Source organism: Vibrio sp. B183 (genome assembly GCF_000740665.1).
In the GTDB taxonomy this organism is placed as follows: Bacteria; Pseudomonadota; Gammaproteobacteria; order Enterobacterales; family Vibrionaceae; genus Vibrio; species Vibrio coralliilyticus.
This window is the reverse complement of the sequence record NZ_JPQB01000028.1, coordinates 1-15,761: the sequence shown is the minus strand read 5'-3', so window position 1 is coordinate 15,761 and position 15,761 is coordinate 1. Positions and strand designations below refer to the sequence as shown.

13 protein-coding genes and 2 tRNA genes are annotated in these 15,761 nt (G+C 46.7%); 7 read left to right on the top strand and 8 right to left on the bottom strand.

What is annotated here, in order from left to right; genetic code table 11:
- Nucleotides 1-164: 164 nt before the first annotated feature.
- Nucleotides 165-659 (bottom strand): Rsd/AlgQ family anti-sigma factor, encoded by a 495-nt coding sequence (locus IX95_RS23510; RefSeq protein WP_006957110.1) that lies wholly within the window; start codon nucleotides 657-659, stop codon nucleotides 165-167.
- Between the two features lie 179 nt (nucleotides 660-838).
- Here IX95_RS23510 and nudC point away from each other — a divergent pair, with 179 nt between their 5' ends.
- The 4 genes from nudC (at nucleotide 839) to IX95_RS23490 (ending at nucleotide 4,722) form a co-directional block, all read left to right on the top strand.
- On the top strand, nucleotides 839-1,615 hold the full coding sequence (gene nudC, locus IX95_RS23505) for an NAD(+) diphosphatase (RefSeq protein WP_038164457.1): 777 nt from the start codon (nucleotides 839-841) through the stop codon (nucleotides 1,613-1,615).
- Nucleotides 1,616-1,881: 266 nt separating this feature from the next.
- The gene (gene hemE / locus IX95_RS23500; protein WP_038164455.1) at nucleotides 1,882-2,949 is read left to right on the top strand and encodes a uroporphyrinogen decarboxylase; all 1,068 of its coding nucleotides are present in this window, start codon (nucleotides 1,882-1,884) and stop codon (nucleotides 2,947-2,949) included.
- Nucleotides 2,950-3,054: 105 nt separating this feature from the next.
- Nucleotides 3,055-3,690 (top strand): TetR/AcrR family transcriptional regulator, encoded by a 636-nt coding sequence (locus IX95_RS23495; RefSeq protein ID WP_038164453.1) that lies wholly within the window; start codon nucleotides 3,055-3,057, stop codon nucleotides 3,688-3,690.
- A 75-nt stretch (nucleotides 3,691-3,765) separates the two neighbouring features.
- A complete protein-coding gene (locus tag IX95_RS23490; RefSeq protein WP_038164451.1) occupies nucleotides 3,766-4,722 on the top strand; it encodes a DHHA1 domain-containing protein in 957 nt (318 codons plus the stop codon).
- Between the two features lie 20 nt (nucleotides 4,723-4,742).
- Here the strand turns inward: IX95_RS23490 and IX95_RS23485 are convergent, their stop codons facing one another.
- The 7 genes from IX95_RS23485 to rsgA form a co-directional block, all read right to left on the bottom strand.
- Nucleotides 4,743-5,897 (bottom strand): murein hydrolase activator EnvC family protein, encoded by a 1,155-nt coding sequence (locus IX95_RS23485; RefSeq protein WP_038164449.1) that lies wholly within the window; start codon nucleotides 5,895-5,897, stop codon nucleotides 4,743-4,745.
- 146 nt (nucleotides 5,898-6,043) lie between these two features.
- Nucleotides 6,044-7,576 (bottom strand): 2,3-bisphosphoglycerate-independent phosphoglycerate mutase, encoded by a 1,533-nt coding sequence (gene gpmM, locus IX95_RS23480; RefSeq protein ID WP_038164447.1) that lies wholly within the window; start codon nucleotides 7,574-7,576, stop codon nucleotides 6,044-6,046.
- A 237-nt stretch (nucleotides 7,577-7,813) separates the two neighbouring features.
- The gene (locus IX95_RS23475) at nucleotides 7,814-8,701 is read right to left on the bottom strand and encodes a DMT family transporter (RefSeq protein WP_038164444.1); all 888 of its coding nucleotides are present in this window, start codon (nucleotides 8,699-8,701) and stop codon (nucleotides 7,814-7,816) included.
- 71 nt (nucleotides 8,702-8,772) lie between these two features.
- The gene (locus tag IX95_RS23470; RefSeq protein WP_038164442.1) at nucleotides 8,773-10,653 is read right to left on the bottom strand and encodes a methyl-accepting chemotaxis protein; all 1,881 of its coding nucleotides are present in this window, start codon (nucleotides 10,651-10,653) and stop codon (nucleotides 8,773-8,775) included.
- A gap of 266 nt (nucleotides 10,654-10,919) precedes the next feature.
- Nucleotides 10,920-12,335 (bottom strand): SLC13 family permease, encoded by a 1,416-nt coding sequence (locus IX95_RS23465; RefSeq protein ID WP_038164440.1) that lies wholly within the window; start codon nucleotides 12,333-12,335, stop codon nucleotides 10,920-10,922.
- Nucleotides 12,336-12,492: 157 nt separating this feature from the next.
- Entirely contained in the window at nucleotides 12,493-13,401 is a 909-nt protein-coding gene (gene asd / locus IX95_RS23460; protein ID WP_038164438.1) for an archaetidylserine decarboxylase, read from the bottom strand.
- A 111-nt stretch (nucleotides 13,402-13,512) separates the two neighbouring features.
- Nucleotides 13,513-14,568, bottom strand: a complete 1,056-nt coding sequence (gene rsgA, locus IX95_RS23455; RefSeq protein WP_038164437.1) for a small ribosomal subunit biogenesis GTPase RsgA — start codon at nucleotides 14,566-14,568, stop codon at nucleotides 13,513-13,515.
- A 109-nt stretch (nucleotides 14,569-14,677) separates the two neighbouring features.
- Between rsgA and orn the strand changes: the two genes are divergently transcribed.
- The 3 genes from orn to IX95_RS23440 all read left to right on the top strand — a co-directional run bounded on the left by orn (nucleotide 14,678) and on the right by IX95_RS23440 (nucleotide 15,597).
- The gene (orn, locus tag IX95_RS23450) at nucleotides 14,678-15,223 is read left to right on the top strand and encodes an oligoribonuclease (protein ID WP_038164436.1); all 546 of its coding nucleotides are present in this window, start codon (nucleotides 14,678-14,680) and stop codon (nucleotides 15,221-15,223) included.
- A gap of 179 nt (nucleotides 15,224-15,402) precedes the next feature.
- Nucleotides 15,403-15,478: transfer RNA gene (locus tag IX95_RS23445), tRNA-Gly, on the top strand.
- A 42-nt stretch (nucleotides 15,479-15,520) separates the two neighbouring features.
- Nucleotides 15,521-15,597, top strand: a tRNA-Met gene (locus tag IX95_RS23440).
- Nucleotides 15,598-15,761: the final 164 nt, after the last annotated feature.

Genomic DNA, 15,761 nt, shown 5'->3' with positions numbered 1-15,761 from the left:
TATGCAGGTGGATTTTTACTTTTGGAGAGAGGAGGGAACGAACTGCGTCCTATGGGAAGCTGGAACGGGCTTTGGCCTGCGAGAGTGCCCTTATCCCGCATCCACAACGAAACGTTACTAAGCAAAAAGGGCTGACTTTACGTCAACCCTCACTAATCTCTTTTTTAAGCGCCTGGCGGTATCGCTAGACTATCGGCAATAAGCTGGATCAGATTATCTTCAACTTCAAATCGCACTTCGAGTAGTTCGCCAACTTTTGACATATCTACTTCGAAATCAGGAAGCTCATCGTCTGCACTAACGCTGACGTACTTGTCATTAAACTCAAGTAAAGGCTCGGTGGTTAACACGATTTTTGCGTAGGTGGTGTCAATCTCGTTATTGGTTTTAAAGCCTGTAGCCTGCCACTTTTCCATCACCATATCGTAAATTTTGAAATGGCCTTCGGAAATATAATCAACGACGTGATTGCAAAAAGAGCTGATTTGTTTCGGGGAAGGGAGTTCAACTACGTTAGCGTGCCCATTCGCTGGCTGAAGAGAGCCTAACTGGCAATATTCGACAATAAGTGACTGGCGAGTTTCTAACCAATGATCGATGACTTCACTTGAGCCACCCCACTGTTCTTGTGTTTGTTTGAATTTATTCAGCATGACCATGCCCTCATGATCGGATCACAGTTCCGGTGATCATTACGCTTTGCTTTGCAAAGCCATTCTAGAGATACAACCTCTTGTCCTTACTAGAATTTATAGCCAGAAAATTGTTCCACTACAAACTCTGGTATGAAATTAGATTGCCAGTAAAATGAATGAACTGCAAGCGAAGAGGAAGGGTAATGTTAAAGAACAGTGACACGAACCGTACGAGCAATGCTTATTGGTGTGTTGTATCAGGCAGTGAGGCTTGGCTGGTGGACCATGCATTACCTTGTGGTGCGGCGAAGGCGTTTAATTTGCCTGAAGAAAATGCGATAAAGATTGGAAATTACAAGGGCTTGCCAGTCATGTGGCTCAATGCTCAGGAGCTAGAGCAAGAACTACCACTGACGTCGTTGAGAGATTGTTTAGATCTACCCGAGCCATTGTTTCTGCTGATTAGCAAAGCCGTTCAGTATGGTCATATGACACAAACACTGCGCTTTTGTCCGATATGTGGTGGCCGAAACCATCTCAATCACAACCAAATCGCCATGCAGTGTGGTGACTGTCGAACGTTACACTATCCGCGTATTTTTCCGTGCATCATTGTTGCCGTGCGCAACGGCGACCAAATTCTTCTAGCGCAGCATCCAAGACACCGTAATGGTATGTACACCGTGATTGCAGGCTTTGTTGAGGTTGGGGAAACACTTGAACAGTGTGTGGCTCGAGAGGTGAAAGAAGAGACCGGTATCGATGTGGCAAACATTCGTTATTTTGGCAGCCAGCCTTGGGCGTTCCCGTCCAGCCTGATGATGGGATTTCTGGCGGACTATCAAGGTGGAGAGTTGAAGCCGGATTACAGTGAATTGAGTGACGCGCAGTGGTTTAGCGCGGACGACTTACCGCTGGTGGCACCAGAAGGAACCATCGCGCGATCCTTGATTCAACAAACTCTGGATGAGATGGATTAATTCACTGATTTATAGACAAAAAAAACCCTCCGATAGGGAGGGGGTAAGTAAGATGTCGTTATGAGATGCTGAGTAGCGAGTACTCAGGTTATAATTGTTGTTTTCGCTAGCAAACAAATTTTTAACACTCTTGATGATTGGGTGCAAATTAAGCACTGATTTAAAAGTTAATAACTTGATCTAGGTTGCAAAGCACACAGCTTTTGCATGGAAAACAGTGTTAGAATAGCGCCCCTAAATAGAAGCCGAATAGTTGGAAAGACGGAATGACTGAATTAAAAAATGATCGTTATCTGCGTGCGCTTTTAAAGCAGCCTGTGGATTACACGCCAGTATGGATGATGCGTCAGGCAGGACGATACCTACCTGAATATAAAGCGACCCGTGCTGAAGCGGGCGATTTCATGTCTTTGTGTAAGAATGCAGAGCTGGCGTCAGAAGTCACGCTGCAGCCACTGCGCCGTTTTCCACTTGATGCTGCCATTTTGTTCTCTGACATCCTAACTATCCCGGATGCAATGGGGTTAGAACTCCGTTTTGCTGCGGGTGAAGGCCCGGTATTTGATAAGCCGATTACCTGCAAAGCGGATGTTGAGAAAATTGGCATTCCTGATCCAGAAGGTGAACTGAAGTACGTAATGAATGCAGTGCGTCAGATCCGTAAAGATTTGAACGGTGATGTACCTTTGATTGGTTTCTCTGGTAGCCCATGGACTCTGGCAACTTACATGGTTGAAGGTGCCAGCTCAAAAGCCTTCACTAAGATCAAGAAGATGATGTACGCAGAACCACAGACGCTGCATCTGCTACTGGATAAACTCGCAGACAGCGTTATTGAGTACCTAAACGCACAAATCAAAGCGGGTGCCCAGTCGGTAATGGTTTTTGATACTTGGGGCGGTGTCTTAACGCCACGTGATTACAACCTGTTCTCGCTACAGTACATGCATAAAATCGTCGATGGCTTGATTCGTGAGAACGATGGCCGCCGTGTTCCTGTTACTCTGTTCACTAAGAACGGTGGCATGTGGCTAGAGCAAATCGCTGCGACTGGCTGTGATGCTGTTGGTTTGGACTGGACGATCAACATCCAAGATGCGGTTAAGCGTGTGGGTGATAAAGTGGCGCTGCAAGGCAATATGGATCCATCGATGCTTTACGCTTCACCAGAACGTATCCGTGAAGAGGTTGCGACCATCCTAGAAGGCTTTGGTGACGCAGGTACAGGCCACGTATTTAACCTTGGCCATGGTATTCACCTCGATGTACCGCCTGAAAATGCTGGTGTGTTTGTTGAAGCGGTTCATGAGTTATCCAAGCCGTACCACAAATAACTAAGAAACCGATGAAAGCGCCTGGTCTAATCAGGCGCTTTTTTGTTATTGGTTAATATACTCAGTTATACTGATAATATTAATGGAAGAGGGTACGGAAAACGAATGAAGACACGCGACAAAATAGTGCTTGCCGCATTGGATCTATTTAATGAACACGGTGAGCGTAATATCACCACTAACCATATTGCAGCACATATAGACATTAGTCCGGGCAACCTTTACTACCACTTCCGCAACAAACAAGAAATCGTTCGTGAAATTTTTGCGCTTTATTCTAATGAGCTGTTAGAGCGATTTTCGCCAATTCATGGTCAACAAGAAAGCCTAGTGCTGCTCAAGCATTATCTAGACTCTATCTTCAATCTGATGTGGAAGTACCGATTTTTCTACGCCAACTTGCCAGAAATTCTCCAGCGTGATGATCAATTGCATGATGACTACATTCAGGTACAGGAAAAGCTGCAAACCAATCTAATCAATATTATGCGTGCCTTTGTTGAGCTGGAACTGTTGAAAGTTGAAGAGAATGAGATGAAACCTCTGGTGACCACTTTGCATCTGATTGCGTCCAGCTGGCTGGGTTACCGTGCTGCCATGTCGCCAAAAACTCAGATCACAGAGCAGGTGATTCATCAAGGAATGCTGCAAATGATCGCCGTGGTGAAGCCTAAAGCTACCATACAAGGTCTTGAACAATTACAGTTGCTGGAAGATGGCGTTAAAGCAATTCATGCTTAACCATAACCAAATGCGATTGTTGAAATAAGGCTAACCCCTTAAAGTATCTAAAGATATTTTAAGGGGTTTTTGTTTATGCACTACGATGTGTTCAATGGTGATGCGGATGGCATTATCGCGCTTCTTCAGCTGCGTTTGGCTGAACCCAAAACGTCGACTCTGATCACCGGCGTTAAACGTGATATCAAACTGCTCGATTCCCTTAATTGCCAGGCGAGTGATTCCGTCACCGTACTGGATATCTCGATGGAGAAAAATAAGGCGAGTTTAGAAACGATTCTTGCCGCAGGTGCTCAGGTATTCTATGCCGACCATCACAAGTCCGGCGATATTCCACAGTCCACCAACCTCGATGCTCACATTAACTTAGAGGCCAATACCTGTACCGCCTTGATTGTGGATGAGTTGCTGCAAGGTCGTTTTCACTTATGGGCGATAACTGCTGCATACGGTGATAACTTGATTGCAAAAGCGGATGAGCTGGCTGGCAGAGCTGGCCTCACCGATGAACAGAAAGAGCAGTTGAAAGAGCTGGGGACATTAGTTAACTACAATGGCTATGGGGCTGAGCTGGCGGATCTGCATTTTGACCCTGCTCAGTTGTTTAAGCACCTTTTGGCATATGATGATCCTTTTGCTGTTATTGCTGATCAACGCTCTCCTTATCATACTCTCAAATCAGCGTATCAAAGTGATATGGATAAGGCGCTCGCAGTTCAAGCTTCTTATCAAAGTGATGTGTTGGGTGTGTTTGAGCTGCCTAACCATGCTTCTTCACGACGTATCAGTGGCGTTTACGGCAACTGGCTGGCGAATCAAACCCCAGATCGTGCGCATGCTGTACTTTCCGAGAATGCGGATGGGAGCTATACCGTTTCCTTACGTGCGCCGCTGAATAATAAGCAAGGAGCGGGAGATGTATGTGCTCAGTTTGCGACGGGTGGCGGTCGTGCAGCGGCGGCGGGAATCAACGCTTTAGCTAGAGAGCAGGTTAATGAGTTTATTCAAGCTGTGGAGGCCTACTACGCTTAGTCTTGCGAGAACAAACGAGGTTATCTTGTCAGCCAACCCTTAGGGTTTTGAGTTTTACTATTGCGTCGAATTTCAAAGTAAAGTGATGCTTGTGGCTGACCACCTGTGTCGCCGGCCAATGCGATGGTCTCGCCCGCGGACACTTTGTCCCCTTCTTTTTTCAGTAAGCTTTGGTTAAAGCCATACAAGGTCATGTCGCCTTTTCCGTGGTCTAGCAGAATCACCAAACCATATCCTCTGAGGTAGTCTGAAAATACGACAGTGCCAGAGTAGACAGCTTTCACTGACTGACCGTAATTGGCGTCAATCACCATCCCTTTCCAGTTTATCTGACCCGTTTGGCGCGAGCCGTAGTTGTGGAGAATTTTGCCTTTAAGCGGCCACGGTAATCGACCTTTGCGTTTCGCTAAACCGTCCATGGGAACCGCATTGAGTTTGGCTGCTTTCGCGGCTTTAGCCGCTTTGGCAATCTCAGCTTTTAAGCGTGTTTCATTGCGCTGCAGCTCTGACAGGTAGACCTTATCACTGGTGATGTTCTTTTTGATGTTACTGACGGTGCCTTTTCGCTTGGATTGCTCTTTCGTCAATTGCTTGCGCTTTTGATTCTGCTGCGCGATCAATTTAGTGATTTGCTGCTTCTCTAGCTTGAGCTGCGTTTCACTTTCCGCGAGCTGATTGACGGTCGTTTCCAACTCTTCAATCGTGAGCGCTCGTTGTTTGGCTAAGTGTTGGAAATATTGGCTGATTCTGTCCTCTTCGACGCCTTGGTTAAGAATGCTGGCAGAAGACTTGGCGCGCTGGGTAACATAATAGGTTTGAAGTAGCTCAGCGAGTTTTTCGCTTTGCTGCTGTCTTTGTACTCTTAGTGAAGAAATCTTTTTCTCTAACGAAGCGATACTGGCGTTGGTTTTACTCAACGACGATTTGGCTTCTTTGATTTCTTTCTCAAGACGTACGATACCCAGTTCCTGCTTTTTGAGAGACTGTTGTAGGGAATCGAGTTTTTTCTGTTGTGAAGTTAACGCTTGTCTTTGACGTGAGATTTCACTACTGACGCCTTTTAATTCTGAAGGCGATGAAGACCAACTAGGGAAAGCCAGTGTCGAGGCAACAATCAATACGAATGCAGAGAGCTTTGGAAAAGCTGTTAGTCGTCCTTGTCGTCGTGTTGCCATGTGAAAAGTCTGTCCTAAGTCTTTGAGAGAAAGTCAGTATACCCAAACACATTCCTTTGAAGAAAGAGTAATGTCAAAACTTGTTGGTGGAGAAATAAAAAAGCCCGAGCGTGAGCCCGGGCTTTCGAGATTTGAAGATTGGCGACTTACTTAACTAGCACTTCACCAGACATTTCTGCAGGGATTTCTATGCCGGCTAGAGAAAGCATGGTTGGAGCAAGGTCAGACAGTTTACCGCCTTCTTTGAACTCAACCGCTTTGTCACCAACGTAGATTAGCGGTACTGGTAGGTTAGTGTGAGCAGTGTGGATGCCACCCGTTTCTGGGTCGATCATCATTTCTGCGTTACCGTGGTCTGCAGTGATCAGTAGCTGACCGCCCACTTCTTTGATGGCTTCCGCCACTTTACCAACGCTTTCGTCCAGTGCTTCGATCGCTTTTTCGGCTGCTTCATAAACACCAGTGTGGCCAACCATATCTGCGTTCGGGTAGTTACAGATTATAGTGTCGTACTTACCAGACTTGATAGCCGCAACCATCTTCTCAGTTAGTTCTGGAGAGCTCATTTCTGGCTGCATATCGTAAGTTGCTACTTTTGGAGAAGCAACAAGTTGACGCTCTTCGCCTTCGAATTCGTTCTCAATACCACCGTTGAAGAAGAAGGTTACGTGCGCGTATTTCTCTGTTTCAGAGATACGTAGCTGAGTTTGACCTTGCTTAGATAGCCACTCACCGTATGTGTTTTCTAAAGACGCTGGTGGGAAGGCAATCGCTAGCGGGATATCAGCTGCGTATTGAGTCAGCATCACGAAGTTGATTGCTGGGAATACAGCGCGCTCGAAGCCGTCAAATGCAGGTACGAATGCACGAGTGATTTGACGTGCACGGTCTGCACGGTAGTTCATGAAGATAACCGCATCGCCATCTTGCATGATAGCGTCTTCTTGACCTTCTGCTTTGATTGCTGTTGCTTTAACGAACTCGTCGTTTTCGTCACGAGCATAAGCCGCAGCCAGACCTGCAACTGCTGTTTCTGCTGTGAATTCCGCTTTTGCTTGAGTTAGAAGATCGTAAGCGACTTGAACGCGATCCCAGTTGTTGTCACGGTCCATTGCGTAGTAACGACCAACGAGAGAGGCGACACGACCCTTACCAAGTTTCGCAAATAGGTCTTGGAAACGTTGTAGTGAGTTTTCAGCACTACGTGGTGGTGTGTCACGGCCGTCTAGGAAGCAGTGTAGGTAGATTTTCTCAGCGCCGCGAGCTGCTGCCATTTCAATGGCTGCGTAGATGTGATCTTCGTGAGAATGAACGCCACCTGGAGACATCAGACCCATTAGGTGAACCGCTTTGCCAGCTTTTACGGCTGAGTCAATGGCTTCTACTAATGCCGGCGTGTCTGCAAATTCACCATCGGCGATAGATTTAGTGATACGAGTCAGATCTTGATAGACCACGCGACCAGCGCCGATGTTGGTATGACCGACTTCAGAGTTACCCATCTGACCGTCAGGAAGACCAACGTCTAGGCCAGAAGCTGAGATCAGTGTGTTTGGGTTATTGGCAAGCAGACCGTCGATAACTGGCGTTTTTGCGTTCGCGATTGCGTTGCTTGCAGTATCTTCACGGTGGCCGTAGCCGTCAAGAATGACTAGAGCCAAAGGCTTCTTAGCTGACATAGTGATGTCCTCGTCAAATTTCAAAGTAACTTAGAAAACAAATTAGCGTAATTTTACTACACTTTTTAACCAAAACTGTAGGATAAGATCAAATATTGTTAGTGAAATATCGTTGTTATCTTTCACCTTATTCCTAGCGTGGCACTCGATTCTGGTCTGTTTTCCTGTCTTGTTAATATTATTTTCACTCATTAAGAGCAAATATAAAGTGGATTATAACTATCGTTCTAATAGCCGCTAGCTGACTAATAACCCCGTGCCAACAACGGCTAGAATAGCGCCAAACCAGGCGAATCGATTCGGGCGCTTCTTGGTGTAAATCCAAAGTATCGGCAACAGCATGATAGGGGTAGTAGAAGAAAGTAGGGCAACCATGCCGACGTTTCCTTCTTGCAATGCGTAAAGGATAAGTGTCATACCTACGGCCATCGCGAGGAAGCCGTTAACCGCCGTGATAGCAAACAGGCGCAAATTCATTGGTAGTGTTGCTTTAGCGAGTTTCGCGCCACTGAGGAAAAAGACACAGTGAGCGGCAAAGGCCGTCATCATCCGCATAGCGGAAGCCGCGACAGGATCAATGGCCGTTTGCATCACCGGTTTTGCGATAATGCCGCCGAGTGCTTGGCACAGCGCAGCAACTAACCCTAGACCAATCCCCAACCAGATATTGCCTTTTATGGATTCTAAGTGATTATTACTTTGCCCTTTGCGACCAAAAAAGATAGCGGTTAGTACGCCGGAAAACACCAGAGCGGAACCGATAAGTTCGATACTCGTCATGGTTTCGCTAAACAGGAAGTAGCCGAGTATGGCGGAAAATACCGCATGACAGGAAAACAGCAAGCCAGCTTGGCGCGGGCCCATGCGATTCAAACAAGCGAACAGTGCGGTGTCACCGATAAAAATACCAATCAGTCCTGACAGCGCCATGGCTGAGATAGCGCTTGTTTCAACGGTCGCCCAGCCTCCGGTGAAACCCGCCATTGAGGCGAGAATGACAGAAGTACAGCCCATTCTCCATCGGCTATACGCAAAGGTACCAAGATGCTGAGCGGGGCCAACAGAAAGCAGGCTGGCAACCGCCCAGAGAAAAGCGGCAGCCAGTGCCAGCCATTCGAATCCCATATGTTGTTCGTCCTGTGAACAAAGAAATCAATAGGCTGACAATATGCATTAAATGGTTTTAGAAACAAAGCCTAAACTTTAAAACGCTCCACTTCAGTTCGGACAGTATTCGCAGAGTTAAACATGTTGGTCGCACTTTCGCTGCTACGCATAGCCTGTTCTGAGAGAATATCGGACGCGTCCTTAATCCCCTGAGTATTGCGGCTGATGTCTTCACTAACGGCACGTTGTTCTTCTGCGGCGCTGGCAATTTGCAGTGCCATGTCATTGATTTCTGTAATCGCAGAAGTGATGGTATTGAGACTTTCATACGCTTGCTGAGCGTAATCTACACTGGTACCGGCTAAGGCGGTACTGCTCTCCATACTGTTGACGGCCAGTTTGGTATTGTTTTGCAACGTCTCAATCATGTTGCGAATTTCTTCGGTCGAACCATGTGTGCGTTGGCTCAATACTCTGACTTCGTCCGCTACGACGGCAAAACCACGGCCTTGCTCACCGGCTCGCGCAGCTTCGATTGCAGCGTTGAGTGCCAGCAAATTGGTCTGCTCGGCGATTTCTCGAATGGTGGAGAGGATTTGATTGATGCTCTGTGTATTGCTTTCCAGCTCGGAAATTATGCCGGATGCCGCCGAAACCTGATCGGCCAGTTCCACAATAGCCTGACGGTTCTTCTCAATGACTTGCTGACCATCTTCACAAGCAGAAGCGGAGCCTTGAGAGGCGTTCGCGGTCAGCTCCGCATGGCTGGCGACTTCAGCAGCGGTAGCGGACATCTCGTGGATAGCGGTGGCGATCTGATTGACGTCGTTTTGCTGTGTTTCCACTTGCTGTGACGATTGTTGCGACAGTTGATTGGCCTGTTCAGCCTGAACGGCAAGCTCCTGGCTGTGATGAATAATGCCACTGAGCATGGATTGCATCTGACTCAGAAATTGGTTGACGTGCTGAGCCAATTCGCCAATCTCGTCCATACGACGAACTTCGATTCTCTGAGTTAAGTCACCTTCACCCTGAGCCAATTGTGACAGGGCTGCTGAGAGCGTTTGCAATGGCTTGAGCAACCGAGTGATAACGTAGGTGCTGATGGATGCGATCAGAATGTAAAGGAAGATTGAAGCAATCGCAGTGAACTGGATTTGCTCGGTCACTGACGCAAACGCCATATCCTTGTCCACGACGATGCCGAGTGACCAATCAGTATGAGGAACATTGGCAACAAATATCAGTTTATCGCCCTGTTCAGGCCAGCTGACGGTGGAAATAGAAGAGGTGTTGACCAACTGCTGGACTTTATCCGCTGACAGTAGTGGGTTGAGTTCGGTCAACGGTTGCTGGCTCAGCTTTTCATCTTGATAAGCAACGATGTTGTTATTGCCATCGACCAAGAATGAGAAGCCATCGTTGTCCAAACTCACATTAAGGACTTCTTCAATGATACTGGTGACGGTTAAATCGGCGGCGAGAACACCATTCTTGCTTCCACTGAAGGCTTTAGCAAAGCTGATAACGATGCTGCCATCAAAGTCCTGATAGGGTTCGGTGACAATCAATCCATTGGTTGCCATAGCATCTTTATACCAAGGGCGGGTGCGAGGGTCGTAATTGGCTGGCCAGTCTTCAGTTTTGTCACCATAAGCGATAGAACCGTCCTCAAAGCCAGCATAAACCGATAGGAACCCACCGGCCCGCTTAGTGATCAGCATCTCTCTATCGGCATTGTCCGAGTTGAGAATACTCGTTTCATTTGCCAGCATCATGTCGCTGCGGATGGAGAGCCAGTCGCTGATATAGCGAGAAGTCGCGTGACTGACGTTTGTCATTTCACTATTTAGTGCAGAAGTAGTTTCTTGTTTTAACTGACTGACGGATATCCAAGCTTGGACACCGGAGACAATCGCAATAATGATCGCGATAGCGATCTGGATCTTTAGCTTGATTGTGTTTCTCATTGCCTTTCCTTAATACTGAGACAACCTATCGAAAATCAGAGTGTGTTGGTATGAATTAGTGATTACACCCTGTTAGTGCGAAAATTCACGTAGGAACTGCTGAAATAGCTATGAATGTTGGTTTAACAGGCTGATGTTATAGAAGTTATTAAAATATAAATTTGATCTATATGGATATTCAGAGAGTGGAATATCAATGAAGTGGTACCTCTTTACCGAATTGTGACTTCTTGCCCATTAATAGAGCAAGAAGTCCGAGGTCACTCTTAAGTCAGCAATAAGGCGGCAATATAGACGATGATTAAACCAATAACACCAATGATCACGCCCGTTTTAGCCATGTCTTTACTCTCAATAAGCCCCGTCGAATAAGCCAGAGAGTTTGGTGGGGTAGAGACAGGTAGAATCATACCGAGTGAGGCTGAGAAGGCGACGACGACCAGCAATCCTTGCAATCCCCCCATGGAAGAGAGGCTTTCCATTGAAGCGCCAATAGCGGCTGCAATCGGCATCAAAAGGTTAGCTGTGGCGGTGTTGGACATAAAGTTGGCCATTAACCAGCACACAATCGACATGGTAATTACTACAGCTACAGGTGAGAGGGCTTCATAATCGATCGCGTGTGCGAGTGCGGCTGCCAATCCGGTTTTGTCCAAACCAATACCGATCGCGATACCTCCTGCAACCAGCCACAACACATCCCAGTTAATCTGTTTCAGTTCGGCTTTGCCCATAATGCCCGTTAAGGTGAAGATCGCGAGTGGAATTATCGAGACCACATAAGTGTTCATCCCGTGCACTTTTGTGGTCATCCATAACAAGATAGTGGCGGCGAATGTGGTGTACACCACCATGGCGCGCCAGTTGCGTTGAAATTGCCCATCAAGTTTGAGCGTCATGGTTTTCTGAGAGGAAGGGAAGAACTTTTGTAGCAAAAACCAAGCGATCGTCAGCTGAATAATGACAAAGGGGAGGCCCATCATCATCCAGCTTAGAAAGTCGATGCTGTTTTCACCGGTTAGATATTGCAGAGCTATCGCGTTAGGTGGCGTACCGATAGGGGTTGCGATGCCCCCAGTATTGGCAGCAATTGGTATACATAAAACGAGTGCTTTGATGCCGATGTCACCTTTGGGAGCTGAAGCGACGATCGGGCCAAGTAGCGCCAGCATCATTACAGTAGTAGCGGTGTTGGACATGAACATTGAGAACACGGCAGTGATCAGCATCAATCCAAGCATGATGAATTTAGGCTGGTGGCCAAAAGGTCGCAACAAGACTCGTGCGAGGTTGTTGTCTAGCTCATATTTTGATGCGGCGATGGCTAAGGCAAACCCACCCATAAACAGGATGATAATAGGTGAGGAAAACGCACTGAAGATATCGGTGTATTGCATGAGTTCGCCGAGATCGTGCCCTGCTGGTGGTGTACGGAACAAGTGCAGACCTTTATCGGAAATCATGATCAGCTCAAGTGCAATGATCAGAATCGAGGTGGCAAAGACAGGAACAGGTTCAAGTACCCATAGTAAGGCAGCAAGCAGAAATATTGCCAGCAGGCGATGCTGTATTAAGGTTAGATCTGCGATGGGTATGGCATCAATCGGCATCATCAATACCGCGACAGGTAAGCCAAAGCAAATCAGTAATTTGATCACTATCGTTTGATCAATTTTAGGCATAAGGGTTTAACCTCAAAGCGAAACTCTGCGGCTAAGAATAAAGAATAACCAAATTAAGGTCTTAGATTGAGATGGAAGTTTTTGAATGCAATCAAGAAATGTTGCGTAAGGTTTGTTTCTGGTCAAAAAAAGCCCCGAAAAATCGGGGCTGTTGAGGTTATTCTTGCTCTTGCTCTTGCTCTTGCTCTTGCTCTTGCTCTTGCTCTGGAGCGGTAAGGTGAGCGTAGGGTGTCCCCATCACAGTTGTGTGGCCGTTAGCCATAGAGTCATCAAACTTGATTGCATCTTTAGCAAATAGGTTGATCACCGTTGAGCCAAGCTTAAATCGACCCATCTCTTCACCTTTTTTGAGGATGACCGCTTTGTCGCCTTTGCTTGGGTAATCCCATTTGTAGACAGTATTGCCACGCGGTGGAGTGACGGTGCCTGCCCAGATTTGTTCTATGCTACCGACGATGGTCGCGCCGACTAACACTTGAGCCATAGGGCCAAATTCGGTGTCGAAAATACACACTACGCGCTCATTACGCGCGAACAGGTTTGGTACATTTTCTGCGGTCAAAGGATTTACCGAGAACAGGTCACCCGGCACATAGATCATCTGACGAAGTGTACCGTCACAAGGCATGTGCACTCGGTGGTAATCACGTGGTGAAAGGTAAAGTGTTGCAAATTCGCCATCGGCAAATTCAGCCGCAAGGTCAGCGTCACCACCCAGTAATTCTTGAGCCGTAAAATCATGGCCTTTTGCCTGAATGAGTTTACCATCCTGAATAGGACCAAACTGGCTGACACAAGCATCTGCTGGATGAGTAATGATGCTTTCCCCTTCAGTGATTGGGCGCGCACCGTCTTTCAGCTCACGGACAAAAAACTCATTGAAGGTTTTGAAATGCTTAGGATCAGAGTGCTTGGCCTCGTCCATATTGACGTTGTACTGCTTGATGAACCAGCGAATAACAGCAGTGGTTAGGCTGCCCGCTTTTGCGGATGCCAATTTACCGACCAAACGGGTCAAACCGTGTTGAGGGATCCAGTACTGCAGTCCAACTTTAATCTTATCCATTGTCATAAATTCCAATGCTAACTGTATGTTTGCTTACTTTTGGGCGCGAGATACTACTTAAATTTGTCGGTAAAGTCAGTATCAAGCGCTGATGATTTGTGCAAGAAGCCGTTACAGATCGGCTTTTTTGTTACGTGAGTACTGACGGTTGGCTTTGACTTCGGCCATGCTTTCAAGGATGCGATGGTAGTTTTCAAAGCGAACTTCACTGATTTCACCATTTTCTACTGCTTCACGTAATACGCATCCTGGGTCATCGTTGTGTTTACAATCCCGGAACTTACAGCTGCCAAGGTAGCTGCGGAACTCAACGAATGCTTTGGTGACTTCTTCAGCTTCCAAATGCCACAAACCAAACTCACGTACTCCAGGAGAGTCAATCAGGTCACCGCCCGTTGGGATGTGATAAAGTCGGGAAGCGGTGGTAGTGTGCTGACCTAAACCAGAGTTTTCTGATACCTCACCTTCTTCAACGTTAAACTCAGGCATTAATGCATTTACCAGGCTCGATTTACCGACGCCAGACTGACCCACAAAAATGTTAGTTCGATCTTTGAGTTCGGCTTCCAGTGTTGCAATACCTTCTCCAGTCTGTTTACTGACTAGCAGCACTTTGTAACCGATACGCTCGTACTCACTCAGCCATTCTTGATATAGGTTGCGTTGCTCTTCTTTAAGTAAGTCAATTTTGTTTAGCACCAGAAGAGGGGCAATATTGAGTGTCTCAGAGGCGACTAAGTAGCGGTCAATAATGTTGAGTGATAATTCTGGCAGTACAGAAGATACGATGACCATTTGATCGACGTTTGCTGCCACTGGTTTCAGACCATCATAGTAGTCAGGGCGGGTCAGAACCGAGCTGCGTGGTTCTACGGCTTCAACAACACCGTTTATGCCTTCCATTGATTCCAGACCAGCACGCCAGATAACCTTGTCGCCAGAGACTAATGTCTCGATACCACGTCGCAAATTGCAACGGTGGATTTCACCGCTTTCTGCGTCTTCAATGTCGGCATGTTGACCAAAACGAGTAATCACCAGGCCTTTTTGAGTTGCGCCCAGCATGGATTCTTCCCATTGAACGGAATCCTCTTTTGCCAGTTTACGTTTCTGGTTACTTCTAACTCGTCTGACTTGACCTTTGGTTAGCTTTTTCTTCTTTGCCACGATTGTCTACTTAACTTTAATCATCTTGATGGATCCTAGGATAGCTATCCTGAGGATCAGAATTTGGGTATAGTACCTCTTTTAGCATAAAACCAATAGGCAACGATTTATGTCCTTTAGCGATCAAAATTTAATTTGGATTGATCTCGAGATGACAGGTTTAGATCCAGAAACCCATAAAGTCATCGAAATCGCCACTATCGTCACGGATAGTGAGTTGAATATTTTAGCTGAAGGACCGGTACTTGCCATCCACCAACCAGAAGAAGAGCTGGCAAAAATGGATGAGTGGTGTACGACTACTCATACGGGCAGCGGCTTAGTGGATCGAGTCCGCGCCAGTAAAGTAACAGAACAGGACGCAGTTCGTCAGACTATTAAGTTCCTGGAACAGTGGTTACCAAAGGGTGTGTCGCCAATATGCGGTAACAGTGTGGGTCAAGATCGTCGCTTCCTATACAAACATATGCCTGAACTGGAAACGTACTTCCATTACCGCTATATCGACGTCAGTACACTTAAAGAGCTGACCCGTCGTTGGAAACCAGAAGTATTAGACGGCTTTTCTAAGACAGGTAGTCACTTGGCGTTGGATGATATCCGTGAGTCAATTGCTGAGCTAAAGTACTACCGCCAAACAATTTTTAACATCTAAAAAATACGGCTTTCTATTAAGAGTAATGATGGAAAAGCCTCACTTAGATGGAAAAAACTTCTATTCTGTGTGCTTTTTCATCAAACAGAAAAAAAACACCTTTTTTTTGCAGGAAGGACTTGCATCACAAAAAAATGCTCTTATAATTCGCAGCCCTAAACGACGGAAACGTTGTTAAAGCGACACTAGCTCAGTTGGTAGAGCGCAACCTTGCCAAGGTTGAGGTCACGAGTTCGAACCTCGTGTGTCGCTCCAAATTTATAGCTGTCATCGTGCTTAACGGTGAGACAATACGGACGCGGGGTGGAGCAGCTTGGTAGCTCGTCGGGCTCATAACCCGAAGGTCGTCGGTTCAAATCCGGCCCCCGCAACCAAATTTTAAGGTGTTGTGATTCGCTAGCTCGTCGGGCTCAGCCATTCATAAAACCTAGCGAAGGTTATCGATTCTATTCTAGCCTCCGCAACCAATTCTCCTTATGAGAATATGCGACACTAGCTCAGTTGGTAGAGCGCAACCTTGCCAAGGTTGAGGTCACGA